The sequence below is a fragment of the Micromonospora sp. USAFONa4 genome, from assembly GCF_057197825.1.
Map to the genome: position 1 here is coordinate 1,426,873 of NZ_CM170072.1, position 20,110 is coordinate 1,446,982.

Annotated in this window: 17 protein-coding genes; 9 read left to right on the forward strand and 8 right to left on the reverse strand. The window is 75.1% G+C overall.

The genetic code is table 11. The annotated features are described in order from the left end of the window. The first annotated feature begins 69 nt into the window (after nt 1-69). From AC0OO9_RS05715 to AC0OO9_RS05730, 4 genes are read left to right on the forward strand one after another with little or no spacing between them, the layout of a single operon-like run. On the forward strand, nt 70-1,317 hold the full coding sequence (locus AC0OO9_RS05715; RefSeq protein ID WP_484517863.1) for a MurT ligase domain-containing protein: 1,248 nt from the start codon (nt 70-72) through the stop codon (nt 1,315-1,317). Beyond that, nucleotides 1,307-2,029 carry a type 1 glutamine amidotransferase gene (locus AC0OO9_RS05720; RefSeq protein WP_132236287.1) on the forward strand — a complete coding sequence of 241 codons (723 nt, stop codon included), beginning with the start codon at nt 1,307-1,309 and terminating at the stop codon, nt 2,027-2,029. Before AC0OO9_RS05715 ends, AC0OO9_RS05720 begins: the two co-directional genes overlap by 11 nt. Continuing rightward, nucleotides 2,026-2,709, forward strand: coding sequence for a TVP38/TMEM64 family protein (locus tag AC0OO9_RS05725; RefSeq protein ID WP_484516097.1), 684 nt, complete (start codon nt 2,026-2,028; stop codon nt 2,707-2,709). The genes AC0OO9_RS05720 and AC0OO9_RS05725 overlap by 4 nt, the downstream gene beginning before the upstream one ends. An 8-nt stretch (nt 2,710-2,717) precedes the next feature. Next, nucleotides 2,718-3,614, forward strand: a complete 897-nt coding sequence (locus AC0OO9_RS05730) for a phosphotransferase (RefSeq protein ID WP_484516098.1) — start codon at nt 2,718-2,720, stop codon at nt 3,612-3,614. Between the two features lie 28 nt (nt 3,615-3,642). Here the strand turns inward: AC0OO9_RS05730 and AC0OO9_RS05735 are convergent, their stop codons facing one another. Beyond that, nucleotides 3,643-4,299, reverse strand: a complete 657-nt coding sequence (locus AC0OO9_RS05735) for a response regulator (protein ID WP_484516100.1) — start codon at nt 4,297-4,299, stop codon at nt 3,643-3,645. Continuing rightward, on the reverse strand, nt 4,296-5,570 hold the full coding sequence (locus AC0OO9_RS05740; protein ID WP_484516102.1) for a sensor histidine kinase: 1,275 nt from the start codon (nt 5,568-5,570) through the stop codon (nt 4,296-4,298). Before AC0OO9_RS05740 ends, AC0OO9_RS05735 begins: the two co-directional genes overlap by 4 nt. A gap of 131 nt (nt 5,571-5,701) precedes the next feature. Here AC0OO9_RS05740 and AC0OO9_RS05745 point away from each other — a divergent pair, with 131 nt between their 5' ends. After that, the gene (locus AC0OO9_RS05745) at nt 5,702-6,616 is read left to right on the forward strand and encodes an ABC transporter ATP-binding protein (RefSeq protein WP_484516104.1); all 915 of its coding nucleotides are present in this window, start codon (nt 5,702-5,704) and stop codon (nt 6,614-6,616) included. Continuing rightward, nucleotides 6,613-7,467 carry a hypothetical protein gene (locus AC0OO9_RS05750; RefSeq protein WP_484516105.1) on the forward strand — a complete coding sequence of 285 codons (855 nt, stop codon included), beginning with the start codon at nt 6,613-6,615 and terminating at the stop codon, nt 7,465-7,467. The genes AC0OO9_RS05745 and AC0OO9_RS05750 overlap by 4 nt, the downstream gene beginning before the upstream one ends. Nucleotides 7,468-7,579: 112 nt before the next feature. On the opposite strand, the gene leuS is transcribed toward AC0OO9_RS05750, so the two are convergent. Further along, entirely contained in the window at nt 7,580-10,414 is a 2,835-nt protein-coding gene (gene leuS / locus AC0OO9_RS05755; protein ID WP_484516107.1) for a leucine--tRNA ligase, read from the reverse strand. 582 nt (nt 10,415-10,996) lie between these two features. On the opposite strand from leuS, the gene AC0OO9_RS05760 reads away from it, so the two are divergent. Genes AC0OO9_RS05760 through AC0OO9_RS05770 form a run of 3 tightly spaced genes read left to right on the forward strand, consistent with a single transcriptional unit; the run spans nt 10,997 to nt 15,831 of the window. After that, a complete protein-coding gene (locus AC0OO9_RS05760) occupies nt 10,997-12,052 on the forward strand; it encodes an AAA family ATPase (RefSeq protein ID WP_357580149.1) in 1,056 nt (351 codons plus the stop codon). 1 nt (nt 12,053) lies between these two features. Beyond that, nucleotides 12,054-13,352: a DUF58 domain-containing protein gene (locus AC0OO9_RS05765; protein ID WP_357580148.1), complete on the forward strand. Its 1,299-nt coding sequence runs from the start codon at nt 12,054-12,056 to the stop codon at nt 13,350-13,352. A 16-nt stretch (nt 13,353-13,368) separates the two neighbouring features. Then, entirely contained in the window at nt 13,369-15,831 is a 2,463-nt protein-coding gene (locus AC0OO9_RS05770) for a transglutaminase TgpA family protein (protein ID WP_484516109.1), read from the forward strand. 274 nt (nt 15,832-16,105) lie between these two features. Here the strand turns inward: AC0OO9_RS05770 and AC0OO9_RS05775 are convergent, their stop codons facing one another. From AC0OO9_RS05775 to AC0OO9_RS05795, 5 genes are all read right to left on the reverse strand, one after another. Beyond that, on the reverse strand, nt 16,106-16,501 hold the full coding sequence (locus AC0OO9_RS05775; RefSeq protein WP_132236265.1) for a DUF3040 domain-containing protein: 396 nt from the start codon (nt 16,499-16,501) through the stop codon (nt 16,106-16,108). A gap of 115 nt (nt 16,502-16,616) precedes the next feature. Further along, nucleotides 16,617-17,876, reverse strand: a complete 1,260-nt coding sequence (locus tag AC0OO9_RS05780; protein WP_484516112.1) for a DNA polymerase IV — start codon at nt 17,874-17,876, stop codon at nt 16,617-16,619. Between the two features lie 52 nt (nt 17,877-17,928). After that, nucleotides 17,929-19,155, reverse strand: coding sequence for an alkaline phosphatase family protein (locus AC0OO9_RS05785; RefSeq protein WP_484517864.1), 1,227 nt, complete (start codon nt 19,153-19,155; stop codon nt 17,929-17,931). Further along, the gene (locus AC0OO9_RS05790) at nt 19,107-19,871 is read right to left on the reverse strand and encodes a methyltransferase domain-containing protein (protein WP_484516114.1); all 765 of its coding nucleotides are present in this window, start codon (nt 19,869-19,871) and stop codon (nt 19,107-19,109) included. The genes AC0OO9_RS05785 and AC0OO9_RS05790 overlap by 49 nt, the downstream gene beginning before the upstream one ends. Before the next feature lie 57 nt (nt 19,872-19,928). Continuing rightward, nucleotides 19,929-20,102 (reverse strand): hypothetical protein, encoded by a 174-nt coding sequence (locus AC0OO9_RS05795; RefSeq protein WP_165947806.1) that lies wholly within the window; start codon nt 20,100-20,102, stop codon nt 19,929-19,931. Nucleotides 20,103-20,110: the final 8 nt, after the last annotated feature.

A 20,110-nucleotide genomic window follows, 5' to 3' on the forward strand; every position in this document is an offset into this window, starting at 1 on the left:
GGTTCACCGTCGGCGGCGATCTGGCGGGGTCGCCGGTCCGGTAACCTCGCTCGGGTGACGGACGCGAAGATGCCCCTGCGGGCAAAGGTGGCAAGCTCGGTGTCGCGGACCGCCGCGGCGCTGTCGCGGGCCGCGGGGCGCGGTGACGGCTCGGTGATCGGCGGCTGGATCGGCCTGAAGATCGACCCGGACCTGCTTGCCCACCTGTCGGCCGGGCGCGCCATCGCCCTGATCTCCGGCACCAACGGCAAGACCACCACCACCCGGCTCACCGCGGCGGCGGTCGGGGTGCTCGGCCGCGTCGCCACCAACTCGTTCGGCGCCAACATGCCGACGGGGCACACCTCGGCGCTCGCCAAGGCCGGCAGCACGCCCTACGCGGTGCTGGAGGTGGACGAGCACTACCTCGCCCAGGTGCTGGACGCCACCGAGCCGCACGTGGTGGCGCTGCTCAACCTCTCCCGCGACCAGCTCGACCGGGCCAAGGAGGTCGCCATGATGGCGCAGCTCTGGCGCGCCGCGCTGGTCCGGCACACCGACGTCCGCGTCGTCGCCAACGCCGACGACCCGATGGTGGTGTGGGCTGCGACCCCGCCGCCCAACCACGACCACCGCATCGCCCCGCCGCAGGTCACCTGGTTCAGCGCCGGGCAACGCTGGCACGACGACTCCTGGGTCTGCCCCGAGTGCGGCTCCACCATCCAGCGCTCCGGCGACCAGTGGTGGTGCAGCGGCTGCCCGCTGCGCCGGCCCCAGCCGCAGTGGACGGTGGAGGACGACGGCGTGCTCGACCCGACCGGTGCCTGGCACAAGGTCAAACTCCAGCTCCCGGGCAAGGTCAACGTCGGCAACGCCGCGACCGCGCTGGCCGTCGCCGCCGAGTTCGGCGTCCGGCCCGTGGACGCGGTGCTCCAGCTCGGCAGCGTGACCTCCGTCGCGGGCCGCTACGCGCAGGTCGACCGGGACGGTCGCAACATCCGGCTGCTGCTGGCGAAGAACCCGGCCAGCTGGCTGGAGGCCTTCGACATGGCCGACGTCGCCCCGACGCTGCTCTCCATCAACGCCCGGGACCCCGACGGGCTGGACACCTCGTGGCTCTTCGACGTCGACTTCGCCCCCCTACGGGGCCGGCAGGTGCTGATCACCGGGGACCGCGCGTACGACCTCGCGGTCCGGCTCGAGGTCAACGACGTGCCCTTCCAGCATGTGCGGACGTTCGACGACGCCGTCCGGTCGGTGCCCCCGGGGCGCCTGGAGGTCATCGCGAACTACACCGCGTTCCAGGACATCCGAGCGGAGTTGGACCGTGTCAACTGAGAGCCTGCGCATCGTCTGGATCTACCCCGACCTGCTCTCCACCTACGGCGACCGGGGCAACGCCCTGATCCTCGCCCGCCGGGCGCGGCAGCGCGGATTCCCGGTCGAGGTGCTGGAGGTGCGTTCCGACCAGCGCCTCCCCTCCACCGCCGACATCTACCTCATCGGCGGCGGCGAGGACGGCCCGCAGGCGCTCGGCGCGCAGCGGCTGCTCGCCGACGGCGGCCTGCACCGGGCGGTCGCCCAGGGATCGGTCGTGTTCGGGGTCTGCGCCGGCTACCAGCTCCTCGGCACCTCCTTCTTCGCCAAGGGCACCCTCTGCGCCGGGCTGGAGCTGCTCGACCTCTCCTCCGACCGGGGGCCGACCCGCGCCGTCGGCGAGCTGGCCGGCGAGATCGACCCGCGACTGGGCGTGCCGGCGCTGACCGGGTTCGAGAACCACGGCGGGCGCACCCACCTCGGCCCCGGGGTCTCCCCGCTGGCCCGGGTCACCGCCGGGGTCGGCAACGACGGCGCCACCGAGGGGGCGTGGCGGGGCAAGCTGCTCGGCACGTATTCGCACGGCCCGGCCCTCGCCCGCAATCCCGCCCTGGCGGACCTGCTGCTGCGCTGGGCCACCGGCGCGCACCAGCTCCCGCCGCTCGACGACACCTGGTCGGACCGGCTGCGCGCCGAGCGCCGCACCGCGGTGGCCGCCGCCGCCCGGGCATGATCCTGGCCGTCCGGCGGCTGCTGCGGCAGCCGTCGGCCGTCCGGTTCGCCCTGCTGCTGCTCCTGCTCGCCATCTTCGGGGCGGTGCTGCTCGTCGTCGACCTGCCCGAGGCGCGGGAACTGCCCGGGCTGGCCGACCGGCTGGGCGGCCTCGCCCCCGTGGCGGCGGTCCTCGGCGGGGCGCTGCTGCTGGTCGCGCTGGTCCCCCGGACCTTCATCACGCTCGCCTCGGGCGCGATCTTCGGTGCGCTGGAGGGCGCCACGTACGCGCTGGGCGCCGCCCTGCTCGCGGCGGCGCTGGGCTTCACGGTCGGCCGCCTGCTCGGGCGGGACTTCGTCGCCGAGCGGGTACGCGGCCGGCTGGCCCGGTTGGACGGCTGGTTCGCCCGCCAGAGCGTCCTCGGCGTGGTCACCGTACGGCTGCTGCCGATCGCCGGCTTCGGGCTGGTCAGCTACGGCTACGGCACCACCGGCGCCCGGGTGCTGCCGTTCCTCGCCGGCAGCGTGATCGCCTCCGCGCCCACCGCGTTCGGCTACGCGGCGGTGGGTGCGACGGTCACCTCCCCGGGCGACGTCAACTGGTTCGGCGTCGCGCCGGCCGCGCTCGGCCTGATCGCCAGCGTCGTGCTGATCCACCGCTGGTGGCGCGCCGAGCGGCAGCGCCGGCTCGGGCCGAGCTGAGGCCGGCGGTGCGCGGCCGGTCACCCGGAGCGGGCGGGGGCACGGGGCCGGAACACGAGGGGCGGCAGCCGACCGGCGCCACCGGCCGCGTCGACCCGCCCGTCGTCGGTCGCGTCGACTCGCCCGCCACCGGTCCCGTCGACCCGACCGCCACCGAGGAGCGGCTGCGGGGCGGCTTCATCGCCGAGGTGGTCCGGGTCGGCGACACCGTCCGGCGTACGCCGCCGGAGAACGCCGGGTTCGTCGCCGCGCTGCTGCGGCACCTGGAGCGGGTGGGCGCGGACGTCGCGCCCCGCCACCTCGGCACGGACGAGCAGGGTCGGCAGGTGCTCAGCCACGTCGACGGCCGGGTGCCGTGGCGGGACAGGGAGGATCCGGCGTACTTCGCCGACCCGGCGCTGACCCGGCTGGCCGAGTTGGTCCGGCGGCTGCACGACGCCTGCGCGGGCAGCCCGCTGGCCGGGGACGCCGAGACGGTCTGCCACCGCGACCTGTCCCCCAAGAACACGGTGTACCGGGACTCTCCGGCCGGCCCGCTGCCCGTGGCGCTGATCGACTGGGACCTGGCCGCGCCCGGCCGGCGGGTCGAGGACGTCGCCTTCGCCGCCTGGCACTGGGCGGCGGCGGGGCCGGGGGCCGACCCTGCGGAGCTGGGCCGGCGCGCACGGCTGCTCTGCGACGCCTACGACGCGGCCGGCCCGGGGTCGCCCGCGCTGCCCCGCGCCGAACTGGTCGACGTGATGCTCGCCCAGATCGACGGGACCTGGCGCGGGATCGCGGCCGGCGCGGAGCGGGGCGATCCGGCCATGTGCCGGCTCCGCGACGCGGGGATCGCCGACACGGTGCGCCGCTGGCATGACTGGCTGGCCGGGAACCGCCCGGTGGTGGCGGCCGCGCTGCGCTGAGCGCCCCAAGCGCGCCCGGTCGCGCGCCTCACCCCGCCGGGGAGACCAGCCCGGCCTCGTAGGCGGCGATGACGAGGTGCACCCGGTCGCGGGCGCCCAGCTTGCTGAACAGCCGGGCCACGTGCGCCTTGGCGGTGGCCGCGCTGATCACCAGCTCGGCGGCGATCTCGCCGTTGGACAGGCCCCGGCCGACGAGCGTCAGCACCTCGCGTTCCCGCTCGGTGACGCCGTCGAGGGCCCGGGTCGGGGCGGCGGGGGTCGGCCGGCGGGCGAACTCGGCGATCAGCCGGCGGGTGACCCCGGGGGCGATCAGCGCGTCCCCGGCGGCGACCACCCGGACCGCGCCGAGGATGTCGTCCAGCGCCATGTCCTTGACCAGGAACCCGCTCGCGCCGGCGCGCAGCGCGGCGTGCACGTGCTCGTCGTCGTCGAAGGTGGTGAGCACGAGGACGCGGGTGGCGCCGCCGTGCGCGGTGATCGCGCGGGTGGCCTGGATGCCGTCCATGCCGGGCATCCGCAGGTCCATCAGCACCACGTCCGGCACGACCTCGCGGGTCAGCCGCACCGCCTCGGTCCCCGTACCCGCCTCGCCGACGACGTCGATGTCGGGGGCGTCGGCGATGAGCACCCGCAGGCCGGCGCGGACCAGTGGCTGGTCGTCGACGAGCAGCACCCGGACGCTCACCGGTCCGCCTCCCCGGCCCGCGCTCCGACCGACTCCGTCGCCACGTGTGCTGCCGGCGCTGCCGGTGGCGCCAACGCTGCCGGTGCCGCCGTCGCTGCGGGGGGTGCCGGTAGCCACGCCGCCACCCGGAAGCCGCCCTCGGGGCGGGGCCCGGCGTGGAACCGGCCCTCCAGCAGAGCGACCCGTTCGCGCATGCCGAGGATTCCGTGCCCCTCACCGCCGACCCGGGCGCCCCGACCCTCGTCGACGACCTCCACGGCCACCTCGTCGGGGCCGTGCGTGACGGTGACCCGGCACTGGTCGGTGCCCGCGTGCCGTACCACGTTGGTGAGCGCCTCCTGCACGATCCGGAACGCGGCGAGGTCGACCTCGGCCGGGACGGGCCGCCGCTCGCCGGACCGCCGCAGGTCGACCCGCACCCCCGCGTCGGCGGCAGCCGCGACCAGTCGGTCGAGATCGTCCAGCCCCGGCGTCGGGTCCAGCGACGCAGACTCCGACTGCGGGCGGCGCAGCGCGCCGAGCGTACGCCGCAGGCCGGCCAGGGTGTCGCGGCTGGTCGCCTCGATGGTGGCGAGCGCGGCGCGGGCCTGGGCCGGCTGGGTGTCGATGACCCGGGCGCCCACGCCGGCCTGGATGGCGATCACCCCGATGCTGTGGGCGACCATGTCGTGCAGCTCGCGGGCGATGCGCAGCCGCTCGGCGGTGACCGCCTCGGCGGCGGCGTGCGAGCGGAGCGCCTCCGCGTAGCCGCGCCGGGCCCGCACGGAGTTGCCGACCGTCCACGCGGTGACGACCGCCAGCACGGCGAGCGTGGCCCGGTTGATGGGGTCGCTGGCGGGGTTCACGAAGCCAGCGGTGATCTGCACGACGAGCACCGCGACGGCCACCGGCACCGAGACGCGGCGCGACCTCCTCGCCGCGATCAGCCCCACCACCAGGTCGATGGCCAGGAACTGCGCGTACCAGATGTCGGTCAGGTAGCCGCCCTCCGGAACGTTGACGGCGGCGGTGACCACGCACGCCGCGACGACCATCAGGGCCAGGGCGAGCACCGGGCGGCGGCGCAGCAGGCCGGCGGGCGGGACCACGGCCAGCAGCGGCACCAGGTAGCGCTCGGAGATCCACCAGTCGCCGAACCCCACGCCGCCCCGGCTCGACGCGACGGCCGGGGCGAGCAGCACGGTGACGGGCAGCAGCGCGACGCCCACCCAGGGCAGGACCGCCCGCGCCAGCGACGCGGCGCGGCGCGGCAGCGGCACGGTGGCGTCCATCCGCCCACGGTAGCCAGCCGGCCACCGCCCGGGCATCGGCCCACGGGCGTACGCCCCGGGCGGGTGTCCGGCCGCCGGGTGTGGCCGCCGGGGCGACGCCCCGCCGCCCGCCGCCCGGCAGCGTGGGTGGAGTGATCGAACTTCAGTCCCTGACGAGACGGTACGGCCGCACGACGGCCGTCGACGACCTCACCCTGACCGTGCGCCCCGGCCACGTGACGGGGTTCCTTGGCCCCAACGGGGCCGGCAAGTCCACCACGCTGCGGATGATCATCGGGCTCACCGCGCCGACCAGCGGCACCGTCACGGTGGACGGGGTCCGCTTCGCCGACCGGCCACGCGGGCTGCGCCACGCCGGCGCGTTGCTCGACGCCGGGGACGTGCACGGCGGGCGCAGCGCCGTCGCACACCTGTCGGCCCTGGCCCGCAGCAACGGCATAGGGCGCGCCCGGGTCGACGAGGTGCTGCGGGAGGTGGGGCTGTCGGCCGTCGCCCGGCGGCGCATCGGCGGCTTCTCGCTCGGCATGCGGCAGCGGCTCGGGATCGCCGCCGCGCTGCTCGGGGACCCGCCCGTCCTGCTCTTCGACGAGCCCTTCAACGGCCTCGACCCGGAGGGGGTGCGCTGGGTACGGGACCTGTTCCGGCGGCTGGCGGCCGAGGGGCGCACGGTCTTCGTCTCCAGCCACCTGATGAGCGAGATGCAGAACTGCGTCGACCGGCTCGTGGTGATCGGCCGGGGGCGGCTGATCGCCGAGCAGGGCCTCGCCGAGTTCGCCGCCGGGAGCACCCGGGCCGACGTGACCGTCCGTACGCCCGACCCGGCGACCCTGTCCGCGGTGCTCACGGCCGAGGGCGCGCACGTCCGCCCGGACGACGCCGGGGCGCTCGTCGTGACCGGCCTGACGGCCGCGCGGATCGGCGACCTCGCGCTCGCCCACGGCGTCGGGCTGCACGAACTGACCGCCCATACCGCCTCGCTGGAGGAGGCCTTCATGGCACTCACCGCCGACAGCGTCGAGTATCTCGCCGGGGAGGGGACCCGATGACCGCCGTGACCCAGCCGACCCGCCGGCCGACCGTGACCGGGGCGCCGGCCCGGTTCCGCGACCTGCTGGCCGCCGAGTGGATCAAACTCTGGTCGCTGCGCTCGACCCGCTGGACGCTGCCGCTGGTCTTCCTCTTCGTGGTCGGGGTCAGCGTCAACGCCAGCCTCGCCGACCACCGGAACTGGCCGGGATACCCGCAGGGGCGCCGGGAGATGTTCCACCTGTACGGGCCGGTGCGCGACGCCTTCCCCGAGGTCGGCTACCTGGTGCTGATCCTCGCCTCGGCCACCATCGGCGCCCTGACGATCGTCGGCGAGCACCAGAGCGGGCTGATCCGGGCCACGTTCGCCGCCGTTCCCGCCCGTCGCGCGCTGGTCGCGGCGAAGGCCGCCGTACTGGCCGGGGTAATGCTCGTCTTCGGCACGGTCACCGCGGCGACGTCGTTCTGGGTGTCCCAGACGATCCTCGCCGACCGGGACGCCGGCTGGTCGATCGGCGAGCCGGGGGTGCTGCGCGCCGTCGTGGCGAGCGCCGTGCTCGTGCCCGTGTGCGCACTGGTCGGGCTGGGTCTGGGCGCGCTCACCCGGCACGCCGCCGGTGCGGTGGCCGCCGCGACGGCGGTGCTCGTGCTGGTGCCGATGGCGGTGGACAGCGACGAGCACCGGTGGATCGCCGAGGCGTACAACGCCCTGCCGCTGACCGCCTGGCTACGACTGATCGAGGTGCATCCCGACGTCCTCAACCCGGACCCGTACCCGGCCACCGTCACCGGCTCCTGGCTCACCCTGGCCGCCTGGTCCGCCGCCGCCACCCTGGCGGCGATCACCCTGACCCACCGCCGCGACCCCTGACCCACCCCACCCGGCGCGTCGATCATGCAGTCGTGGTGCCCGGCTCATCCCGGCCCGGGGACCTTGTCCCCCACCACAACTGCATGATCGACGACTTCGGCACAGCGCGGGGTCAGGCCACCACGGAGACCATGCGGCCCTTGATCACGATGACCTTGCGGGGTTCCTTGCCGGCCAGCGAGGGTGCGACCGCCTCCAGGGCCGCCGCGCGGACGGTCTCCTCGGACGCGTCGGCGGGGACCTCGACGCGGCCCCGCACCTTGCCGTTGATCTGCACCGGGTACGTCACCGTCTCGGCCACCAGCAGCGCGGGGTCGGCGGTCGGGAAGTCCGCGTACGTCAGGGAGGTGTCGTGCCCCAGCCGGCGCCACAGCTCCTCGGCGACGTGCGGGGCGAACGGCGCCAGCATCAGCACCAGCGGCTCGGCCACCTCGCGCGGGGTCTCCGCCAGCCGGGTCAGCCCGTTGGTCAGCTCGATCAGCTTGGCGATCGCGGTGTTGAACCGGATCGCCTCCATGTCGCCGCGGACCCCGTCGACCACCTTGTGCAGCAGCCGCCGGGTCGCCTCGTCGGCGGGCGCGTCGGTGACCCGCAGCGCGCCGGTCTGCTCGTCGACGACCGCCCGCCAGACCCGTTGCAGGAACCGGTACGACCCGACGACCGCCCGGGTCTCCCACGGACGGGAGACCTCCAGCGGGCCCATCGACATCTCGTAGACGCGGAACGTGTCCGCCCCGTACGCGGCGCACATCTCGTCCGGCGTGACCACGTTCTTCAGGGACTTGCCCATCTTGCCGTACTCGCGGTTGACCTGGGTGTCGCCCAGGTAGAAGCCGCCGTCGCGCTCGGTGACCTCCTCGGCCGGCACGTAGGCGCCCCGGGCGTCGGTGTACGCGTACGCCTGGATGTAGCCCTGGTTGAACAGCTTGCGGAACGGCTCGAACGACGAGACGTGCCCCAGGTCGTACAGCACCTTGTGCCAGAACCGCGCGTACAGCAGGTGCAGCACGGCGTGCTCGGCGCCGCCGACGTACAGGTCGGTGCCCCCGCAGTCGCCCTCGCCGCGCGGCCCCATCCAGTACGCCTCGTTCTCCGCGTCGACGAAGCGCTCGGAGTTCGTCGGGTCCAGGTAGCGCAGCTCGTACCAGCACGAGCCGGCCCACTGCGGCATCACGTTGGTCTCGCGGGTGTAACGCTTCGGGCCGTCGCCCAGGTCCAGCTCCACCTCGACCCAGTCGCGCCGGCGCGACAGCGGGGTCTCCGGATTGCTGGCGGCGTCCTCCGGGTCGAAGGTGCGCGGCGAGAAGTCGTCCACCTCGGGCAGCTCGACCGGCAGCATCTCCTCCGGCAGGGCGATGGCCGCACCGGTCTCGTCGTACACGATCGGGAACGGCTCACCCCAGTAGCGCTGCCGGGAGAACAGCCAGTCGCGCAGCCGGTAGGTCACCGCGCCCGTGCCGTGCCCGTTGGCCTCCAGCCACTCGATGATCCGGGCCTTCGCCTCGGCCACCCCCAGGCCGTTCAGGTCCAGGCCGCGCTCGGGCGCGGCGCTGTTGACCGCCGGGCCGTCCCCGGTGTACGCCTTGCCGTCGAAGCCCTCCGCCGGCTGCACGGTACGCACGATCGGCAGGTCGAAGACCTCGGCGAACGCCCAGTCCCGCTCGTCCTGGCCGGGCACCGCCATGATCGCACCGGTGCCGTAGCCGGCCAGCACGTAGTCGGCGACGAAGACCGGGACCTGCCCACCGGTGACCGGGTTGGTGGCGTACGCCCCGACGAAGACGCCGGTCTTCTCCTTCGTGTCGGCCTGCCGCTCGACGTCGGTCTTGGCCGCCGCCGCCTTGCGGTACGCCTCCACGGCCGCGCGCGGGTTGGCGTGCCCGCCGGTCCACGCGTCCTTCGTCCCCTCGGGCCAGGCCGCCGGCGCCAGCGCGTCGACCAGCTCGTGCTCGGGGGCCAGCACCATGTAGGTGGCGCCGAAGACGGTGTCCGGCCGGGTGGTGAACACCCGGATCGGCGCGACGGCGGTCGGGAAGTCGATGTGCGCGCCCGTGGAGCGGCCGATCCAGTTGCGCTGCATCAGCTTGATCGGCTCGGGCCAGTCCAGCGTGTCCAGGTCGTCCAGCAGCCGGTCGCCGTACGCGGTGATCCGCATCATCCACTGCTTCAGGTTGCGCTTGAAGACCGGGAAGTTGCCGCGCTCGGAGCGGCCGTCGGCGGTGACCTCCTCGTTGGCCAGCACGGTGCCCAGCCCCGGGCACCAGTTGACCGGCGCCTGCGAGACGTACGCCAGCCGGTGCTCGTCGACGATCCCCCGGCGCTCGGCGACGGACAGCTCCGCCCACGGCCTTCCGTCGGGCGTGGGCCGGTTGCCACCCTCGAACTCGGCGATCAGCTCGGCGATCGGGCGGGCCCGCTTCGCCCCGGTGTCGTACCAGGAGTTGAAGACCTGCAGGAAGATCCACTGCGTCCAGCGGTAGAAGTCGGTGTCGATGGTGGCCACCGAGCGGCGCTCGTCGTGGGCCAGGCCCAGCCGGCGCAGCTGCGCCTTGTAGCGCTCGATGTTGGCCACGGTCGTGGTCCGCGGATGGGTGCCGGTCTGCACCGCGTACTGCTCGGCGGGCAGGCCGAACGCGTCGAAGCCCATGGCGTGCAGCACGTTGCGCCCCGCCATCCGCTGGTAACGGGCGAAGCAGTCGGTGCCGATGTAGCCCAGGGGGTGGCCGACGTGCAGGCCCGCGCCCGACGGGTACGGGAACATGTCCAGGACGTACAGCTTCTCCGCCCCGGCGCGCGGGTGACCGGGGTCGGCCAGCGGGCCGGTCGGGTTCGGGGCGTGGAACGTCCCCTCCCGCGCCCAGGCGTCCTGCCAGCGCTGTTCGATCTCCTCGGCCAGGGCCGCGGTGTACCGGAACGGGGGAATGTCGGCCGGTGCTGCCTCACTCATGGCGTCTCCTCGCTTCGCTCGTCGCCGCCGGCCACGCCACGGCCGGGCTGGGTGCTGACCTCGCTCGGCGCGGTCATGTCGGTCTGGCTCGGGTCTGCCCGCCGCCGGCGCCGCGCCGCCCGAGGGGCCGGCGCCGGTGCCGGGTGCCGATCGCCGGGGCGTCCGGCGGAGGGCACAAAAAAGCCCCTCGCGCAGGAGGGGCCGCCGTGCTGTCGCGCGTCAGCGCATCAGCACGGCCCGGTAAGAAGCAGGAAGAATCCGGCCATGCCCGGGAGTGTACCCCGCCGTCCCGTCCCGCACGTCGCCCGCCGCCACAGGTCGGGACGGCGACCGCGGACGTACGCGCCGGGGCAGCCCTTCGTGATCATCACCGGCACCGGGAGCGACGGTCCGTTCCCCCGACCCGGCGAATGTTCGGTGCGTAACCGGCCGTCTACCTGCGGGGGTCGGCGACGGCGACAAACATGGTTAGCCTGAGAGACCAGTGAGATTTCTGCGGCAGACGAGGCTCGGCGTCGCGAACCCTACGGCGGGTCCAGGTGCTCTATACAGAGCTGCCGTCCGGCGACGAGGAGGAGGCCCGTGACACAACAGACCTGGGACGAGGTGGGCGGCGTGTTGCCGCACGACGAGTTCCGTGCCGCCAGCGAAGCCATCGTGTCCAACATCGAGCAGGTCATCGAGGGTAAGACCGCCACCGTGCGGCTCGCCCTGGCCGTCCTGCTCGCCGAGGGCCACCTGCTCATCGAGGACGTGCCCGGGGTCGGCAAGACCAAGCTCGCCAAGGCCATGGCCCGGTCGATCGACTGCTCCGTGCGCCGCATCCAGTTCACCCCCGACCTGCTGCCCAGCGACGTCACGGGGGTCAGCGTCTACAACCAGGAGACGCACGACTTCGAGTTCCGCCCCGGTGCGGTCTTCGCCAACCTGGTCGTCGGCGACGAGATCAACCGCGCCTCGCCGAAGACGCAGTCGGCGCTGCTGGAGTGCATGGAGGAGCGCCAGGTCACCGTCGACGGCGTCACCTACCACCTCCAGACGCCGTTCATGGTCGTCGCGACCCAGAACCCGATCGAGATGGAGGGCACCTATCCCCTCCCCGAGGCGCAGCGCGACCGGTTCACCGCCCGCATCGCGATGGGCTACCCGGACCCGAGCGCCGAGCTGGCGATGCTCGACGGGCACGGCGCGACGGACCCGCTGGACGAGCTGCGTCCGGTCGCCGACGCCAACACCGTGCGGCAGCTGATCGGCCACGTCCGGCAGGTGCACGTCGCCGACGCCGTGAAGCAGTACGCGATCGACCTGGTCACCGCCACCCGCGAGGCCGCCGACCTGCGGCTGGGCGCCTCCCCGCGGGCGACCCTCCAGCTCCTGCGCACCGCCCGCGCGGTGGCCGCCCTGGAGGGGCGCGACTACGTCCTGCCCGACGACCTCCAGGTGCTGGCCGTGCCGGTGCTCGCGCACCGGATCATTCCCACCGCCGACGCCCAGCTCGCCCGGCGTACGACCGACGCGATCGTCTCCGAGCTGGTGCACCGGCTGCCGCTGCCGCACGACCGCGGGCGCTCCCCGTACGACACCCGCCCCACGGGCGAGGGCAACGGCCGAGCCACGTACGAGCCGCGGAGGCGGTGACGTGCGCGACGGGCTGCGCGGCCTGACCACCCGCGGCCGTTCGTTCGTGGCGGCCGCGGTCGCGGCGGCGGTCTCGGCCGGCATCCTCGGCGAGAAGGACCTGCTCCGGGTGGCCGTGCTGCTGGCCGTCCTGCCGCTGCTCGCCGCGGCCTACGTCGGGCGCAGCCGCTACAAGCTGGCCTGCAACCGGTCGCTGGACCCGCACCGGGTGCCCGTCGGGGCCAGCTCCCGGGTGGTGCTGCGGTTGCAGAACATGTCCCGCCTGCCCACCGGCACCCTGCTGCTGGAGGACCGGCTGCCGTACGCGCTGGGCAGCCGGCCCCGGGTGGTGCTGGAGCGGCTCGGCGCCCACCAGGCCAGCTCGGTGGCCTACACGGTGCGCGCCGACGTGCGTGGCCGCTACGAGGTGGGCCCGCTGGTGGTCCGGATGACCGACCCGTTCGGGTTGTGCGAGCTGAGCCGCGCCTTCCCGAGCACCGATCATCTGACCGTCATCCCGCAGGTCACGCCGCTGCCCTCGGTGCGTTTGCCCGGCGAGTACGCCGGCAGCGGCGACAGCCGGGCCCGCTCGGTGGCGGTGCACGGCGAGGACGACGCCGCCACCCGGGAGTACCGGATGGGCGACGACCTGCGCCGGGTGCACTGGAAGTCCACCGCGCGCACGGGCGAGCTGATGGTGCGCCGGGAGGAGCAGCCCTGGGAGAGCCGGGCCACCGTCGTGCTGGACACCCGCGCGTACGGCCACCGCGGCGACGGGCCGACGGCCTCCTTCGAGTGGGCGGTCTCCGCCGCGGCCAGCATCGCGGTGCACCTGCGGCAGGCCGGCTACAAGCTGCGCCTGGTCACCGGTTCCGGCGCGGACGTGGACGCGTCCGAGGCGGCCGGCGACGGGGTGCTCCTCGACCACCTCGCCGAGGTCCGGCTCGACAAGAACGGCGAGTTGACCACGCTGGTGCAGCGGGTCCGGCAACGGTCGGACGGCGGCCTGATCATCGGCCTGTTCGGCTCGGTGAGCACGGCCGAGGCCGAGCTGCTGGCCGGGCTGCGGGGCAACGGCGCCACCTGCGTCGGTTTCCTGCTCGACAGCTCCACCTGGCTCAACCTGCCCGCCAAGGCCCGGGCCGAGGCCGACCACGCCCACGGCGCCGCCGCGCTGGCCATGTTGCAGAGCGGCTGGCGGGTCATCGGCGTCGACCACGGCACGCAGTTGCCCGCGCTGTGGCCGCAGGCGGCCCGCGGCTCGCAGGGCTTCGCGCTGCGGGCGGCCATGGCCGAGACGGTGGCCGGCGGCATGCGATGAACGGAAGGGTCCCCTCATGATCGCCCACCGGAACCTGGGCTTCGTGGCCGCCGCGGCGACGCTGCTCGCCGCCGCGCCGCTGTCGGCCATCTTCGAACGCTGGACGTGGCTGATCCAGGCGACGATCGCGGTGGCCGTGGTCGCCGCCGTGGCCGCGCTAGCCCGGCTGGCACGGGTTCCGCTCTGGGGCCAGGCGCTGGGCATGCTGGCCGGCCTGACGCTGGCCCTGACTTGGCTCTTCCCCGGCGGCACCGAACTGCTGGGCATCGTGCCCACCCCGTCGACCTTCACGCACTTCGGCGAGCTGCTCGACGGCTCGTTGGAGGACATGCGCTCGTACGGCGTCAAGGTCCCCGACACCGACCCGCTGCTGTTCGTCACGGTGCTCGGGATCGGCGGGGTGGCCGTGGTGGTCGACGTGCTCACCGTCGGGCTGCGCCGGCCGGCGCTGGCCGGCCTGCCGATGCTGGCGATCTACTCGGTGCCCGTCGCGGTCTACGTGGACAGCGTCCCGGCGGTGCCGTTCGTCGTCGGCGCCGCCGGGTTCCTCTGGCTGCTGGTGACCGACAACGTCGACCGGGTCCGCCGGTTCGGCCGGCGGTTCACCGGCGACGGGCGGGACGTCGACGTCTGGGAGGCCTCGCCGCTGGCCGCCGCCGGCCGGCGGCTGGCGGTGGTGGGTGTGGCACTGGCCGTGGTGCTGCCGCTGGCCGTGCCGGGGATGACGGGCGGGCTGCTGGACACGCTGGGCGGTTCGGGCAACGGCAACGGTAACGGGCGCTCCGGGCAGGGCGGCACCGGCCGGATCGACCTGTTCGCGGCGTTGAGCGGGCAGCTCAACCAGTCCGAGGTCGCCGACCTGGTCAAGGTCACCACGAACGAGCCCCGCCCCTTCTACCTGCGCTTCGGCGTGGCCGACAAGCTCACGCCGAGCGGCTTCCGCGAGGGCACCCCCACGGGCCGGCCCGTCGACGACCTGCCGGCGCCGTCCGCGCGGGGCGTCGAGCAGCGGACGTACCAGGCCACGGTCGAGGTGACGAAGACCCTCAACATGCCGCTGCTGCCGGTCTACACCGAACCGGTGCGCTCCGAGGGCCTCAACGGCAGCTGGGCGTACGACCCCAGCCTCCAGGTGGTCTTCTCCCACCGGGACAACTCGCGCGACAAGCGCTACTCGTTCGAGTACGTGCGCTCGACCTACACGCCGGCGGCCCTGCGCCGGTCGTCGCCGCTGCCGGCCGACCACGCCGTGCGGCGCCTGCATCCCGCGCCGCCGCCGGTGCCCGAGGTCGAGGAACTGGTCTCCACCCTGGTACGGGGCAAGGACACCGAGTACGACAAGGTCCGCGCGATCTACGACCACTTCTCCGCGGACAACGGCTTCACCTACTCGCTGAGCACCAAGGGCGGCACCAGCGGGCGGGAGATCGTCGACTTCCTCGACAACAAGGTCGGCTTCTGCCAGCAGTACGCCGCCGCGATGACGTGGCTGGTCCGGGCCGCCGGCGTACCGGCCCGGGTGGCGTTCGGCTTCGCCAACGGCAGCAACTCCGGCGACGGCACGTACACGCTGACCAACCGGAACCTGCACGCCTGGACGGAGGTCTACTTCAACGAGGTCGGTTGGGTGCCCTTCGACCCCACCCCGGCGTACGGCGTGCAGGGCTCGACCCGGTCGGCGTGGGCGCCGGACATCGACGCCCCGGAGGCGGACACGCCGACCGCAGGCCCGACGAGTGCCCCCGGCGACGTCGACCCGTCGGCCGGCCCGGCGGGGCCGGAGGGCCCCGAGGAGGACATCGACTCCGGCCTGGCCCTCGACGGCACCGCCCCGACCGACCAGGCCCCGGTCTGGCCCTGGTACGCCGCCGCGGCGGTGCTGGCCCTGCTCGCTCTGCTCGCCCTGCCGGCGCTGCGCCGCACGGCCCTGCGCCGCAAGCGCAGCGGCCCGGCGAAACCGTCCGCGGCGGCGGTGCGCCCCGGGGCCGCCGGCGACGCGCCCACCGACGGGCGACGCATGGTGGTGGTGGCAGACGTGGAGCGGGCGCGGGCGGACGCGCACGCCGCCTGGGACGAACTGCTGGACACGCTCGTGGACTACCGGGTCCGGGTGGACCGGACGGAGACCCCCCGGGCGACCGCCGACCGGCTGTCCCGGGAGGCGCTCACCGCCGACGCGGGGGCGACCACGGCGGTACGCCTGCTCGGCCGCGCCGAGGAACGCGCCCGCTACGCCCGCGATCCGCTGACCGGCGAGCAACTCCTGCCGGCCCTGCGCACCGTACGCGCCGCGCTCGCCGCACAGACCGACCGGCGTACCCGCCTGGTGGCGGCGGTGCTGCCGCCGTCGGTGCTGCTGCGCTGGCGCACGGGCACGGCCGAGGCGTCGTCCCGGCTGGTGGCGGCGGGCGGTCGGGCCCGGCACCGGTTGCTGCGCTGGAACCCGCGTCGCCTGCTGGCCGGCCGCATGGCCCGCTGACCGAACGGCGAACGGGCCGGTAGGGGCACCCGCCCCCGCCGGCCCGTCGCGTTCGCGGGGCTGCCGTCGCGGCCGTCGGGCCGTCAGGGCCAACCGGCCGCGACGGCCGTCAGGGGCCGACCGGGCTCAAGGGTCGACGAGGCACCGGCCGGATGCCGGACATCGAGAGATGCGGAGGATGCACGCCCCCGGGGCGTGCGGAGTCGTCGGTGGCCGCCGGGCGTCCCGGCGGCCGACTGTTTGTCGCGCGGCCCGCCTCAGGGGCGGGCCGGGCTCAGCGGTGCCCCTCCGGGCGCTGCCGCCACCGGTCCTCCATCCGGTCCAGGATCGAGGGCCGACGACCCGACCGGCCGCGGGGGCGACGACGGCTCGTCGTCCCGCCCACGACGTGCAGGTCCGGTGACTGCCCCCGACGGTGCGACTGCACCGCGAACGCGGCCGAGGCCAGCATGACGACGAAACCCGCCACTGCCAGCGGCGGAAGCTTGATCACCGCGCCATAGACCAACAGGGCCAGCCCAGCGATGATCACGCCGGCAGCGACGAGCAGGCGACGCCGCGCGTGGAAGCGCGGATCGCTGGCGCGCACGGCCGAGGCGAATTTGGGGTCCTCGGCAAGCGACCGCTCGATCTGCTCGAACAGCCGCTGCTCGTGCTCCGAGAGCGGCACGGCACTCCTCCCCGGTCACGTTGGTCGGCCCGGTCGGGCCGACAGACCGTGGCAGCCAACCGGCTGCTTACCCGCAAGTCTACGAGGGCCCTCGCGCGTCGGAAAGCGGGACGACCTACGGCCGGGGTGGATTTTCATTTCGTCGCCCCTCGCGGACCCCGAGCAGACTGGCCGGACCTATGACGGACCGCCCGAAACGGGCAGCAGCGGCGTCGGCTGCGGCCTCCGCCTCCCGCCAGCCCCGCTCGGGCGCACCGAGGGTGAGCTGCCGCGGGGTCTCCCGCGCGGCGGCGAGCCCCTCGACCCGTACGCCGACCAGACGGACGGGCTCACCCGGGTCGAGCGCGGTGTAGAGCGCCCAGACGGTGTCGAAGATCTCCCTGGCGACGTCGGTCGGCACGCCCGCCGTGCGGGAGCGGCTGACGGTGCGGAAATCGGTCAGCCGCACCTTGAGCGACACGGTGCGCCCGACCTGCCCGGCCCGGCGCAGCCGGATGCCGACCTTCTCGGCGAGGGCGAGCAGCGCCCGGCGGATCTCCAGCGGGTCGGTGACGTCCACGTCGAAGGTCACCTCGGCGCCGATCGACTTCTCCGCCTGCTCGGGGGTGACCCGGCGCGGGTCGCGCCCCCAGGCCAGCTCGTGCAGGTGGACGGCGGACGCCTCGCCGAGCGCCTTGCGCAGCATGCCGACCGGGGCCTCGGCGAGATCGCCGATCGTGGCCAGGCCCAGCCGCCGCAGCGTCTCGGTGGACCGCTCCCCCACCCCCCACAGCGCCGACACCGGCAGCGGGTGCAGGAAGTCGAGCACCCGGGTGGCCGGGACGACGAGCAGGCCATCGGGCTTGGCGCGGGTCGAGCCGAGCTTGGCCACGAACTTGCTCGGCCCGACGCCGACGGAACAGCTCAGCCCCTGCTCCCCCGCGACCCGCTCGCGGATGCGCCGGGCGATGGCGGCCGGCGGGCCGAAGAGCCGCCGGGCGCCGGCCACGTCGAGGAACGCCTCGTCCAGGGAGAGCGGCTCGACCAGCGGGGTGACGTCCCGGAAGATCTGCATCACCGCGGCGGAGGCCGCCGAGTACTGCGTGAAGTCCGGCGGCAGGTAGACCGCGTGCGGGCAGAGCGCCCGGGCCCGGGCGGTGGGCATGGCGCTGCGTACGCCGTAGCGCCGGGCCTCGTAGCTGGCGGAGCTCACCACCCCGCGCGGGCCGGTCCCGCCGACCACGACGGGCCGACCGCGCAGCTCCGGCCGGCGGCGGACCTCGACCGAGGCGAAGAAGGCGTCCATGTCGACGTGCAGGATCGGGCAGCCGGAATCGTCGGCGTCCGGCCCGAACCGGGGATCGCCGCCCCGGGGCAACGACTGGCTGCGGCCCATCCCCGCAGGCTAGCCCGGGCCTGTGACATGCCATCCCGGCAGGCCCGGCCGGTCAGCCGCGTACGACCAGCAGCGGGATCGCCATCTCGGCCGCCGTGTCCGCCCCGTGGTACGCCACCAGCCGGGAGACCGCCGGCGGCTCGGAGCGGGAGGCGGTCACCGCGTACGTGCCGTTGCAGATCACCACCACGTCGCCGATGCGCGCCAGGTGTTCCTCCGCCACCGGACCGAACCAGCCGGCGGCCACCACCTCGTCGCGGGTACGCACCCGGGCCGCGTCGCCGAGCACCGCCGACCAGGCGGCCACCACGTCGTCCACGGCGCCGGGGGCGACGTGCAGGTAGCGGACCCGGGGCTCCCCGGCCACGACCTCCAGCCCGGCGCGCAGCCGGGGGTCGGTGTCCAGGTCGAAGCGGTCTTCGGCCGGCACGTCGAGCTGGCCGTGGTCGGCGGTGACCAGCAGCGCGGCGTCGGGCGGCAGCCCGTCGACGAGCCGGGCCAGCAGCCGGTCCACCTCGGCGGCGGCGATCCGCCAGGGCGCCGAGTCGACACCGCTGAGGTGGCCGTGCCGGTCCAGGTCGGGGTGGTAGCCGGAGACCAGCGCGGGCCCCGGCCCGGCGGCCAGGGCGGCGAGCATCCGTTCGGCGAGCGCGTCGACGCCGGCCGCGCCGCGGTAGTCGCCGCCCCGGTTGGCGGCCAGCGTCAGCCCGCTGCCGCCGAACTCCGGCCGGCTCACCACGGTCACCGCGACCCCGGCGGCGCGGGCCCGTTCCAGCTGCGTACGCACCGGCTGCCAGCGCAGCGGCGCCGGGTCGGCCGCCCACTCGACGTGGTTGAGCACCTGATCGGTCCCCGGCACCCGCACCGTGAACCCGAGCACGCCGTGCGCGCCTGGGGCGGCGCCGGTGCCCAGCGTCACCAGGCTGGTCGGCGTGGTCGACGGAAAGCCGGAGGTCAGCTGCCGCCCGACGGTGGCGGCGAGCCCCACCAGGGTCGGCGCGTACGGGGCGGCGGTCGGGATCTGGTGCCAGCCGAGGCCGTCGACGAGCAGCACCGCGATCCGGCGCACCCCGGGCAGCGCGGCCCGCAGCCCGAGCGGGTCGGTGGCGCCGGGCACGTCGAGCACGGCGAGCGCGGACGGCAGGACGTCGGCGAGGCTGGCGTCGCCGTAGCGCGGCCCGACGATCTCCAGCGTGGGCCCGGGCGGGTGCGGCGGGCGGGGCGGGGCGGTCACGGGCGGCGGGCGAACAGGTGCAGCTGGGCGGCGAGGTCCCGCCAGGGCGCCCGCGCGGCGAGCGCCCGCTCCAACTCGACCAGGGCGGTGGGCTGGCCGTCGGCGACGGCGGCGGGGAGCAGGTCGGCGAGCACGCGTACGCCGTGGATCTGCTCGACCACGAGCCCGGCGGCGGTGAGCAGCGCGGCGGCGCCGTCGGCGTCGTAGCGCCGGCGCAGGGTGTCCCGGGCGCCGGCGGTGCCGGCAGGATCGGCGGCCAGCGCGGCGGCGACGTCCAGGTGCCCGTTCATGGCCCGGCCGAGCACGGCGGCGGCCCGGCCGGCGACGAGCACGCTCGCGGCGCCGCCCGGCCGCAGCGCGGCGGCCAACGCCGCCACCACCGCCGCCGGGTCGTCGACGACCTCCAGCACGGCGTGGCAGAGCACCAGGTCGGCGCTGCCCGGCTCGACCAGGCCGGCGAGCGCGTCGCCGTCGCCCTGCACGGCGCGGACCCGCTCGGCCACGCCGGCCTCCGCGGCCCGGCGGGTCAGCGCGGCGAGCGCGTCGGGACTGGCGTCGACCACGGTGACCCGGTGCCCGGCCTGGGCCAGCGGCACGGCGAAGCCGCCCGTGCCGCCGCCGACATCGAGCACGGTCAGCGCGGTGCCGGCGCGGCGCTCCAGCTCGGCGCGCAGCACCGACCAGATCACGGCGGTACGGGGGGTCAGCGGCGGCCCGGCGAGCCGGCCTGGGGTCTGCTCCACCCGGTCGAGCCTAGTCACCCGGTCCAGCCGCACCGAGCCGCACCTGTGGCGGCCCGGCCGGCTCCGGGTGGGAGGTCAGGACTCGCCGGCCGCGGCGTCGTCCTCGGCCCGCGACCGCAGGGCGTTGGCCACCGGACCCTCGACGATCTCGTACTCGCGCGGCTCCGTGTGGTGGCTCGGGGTCCAACCTGCGCCGAGCCGGGTCCGCCGGGAGTTCGCCACCCCACCGCTACCGTCGTTGTTTCCCATGATCGTTC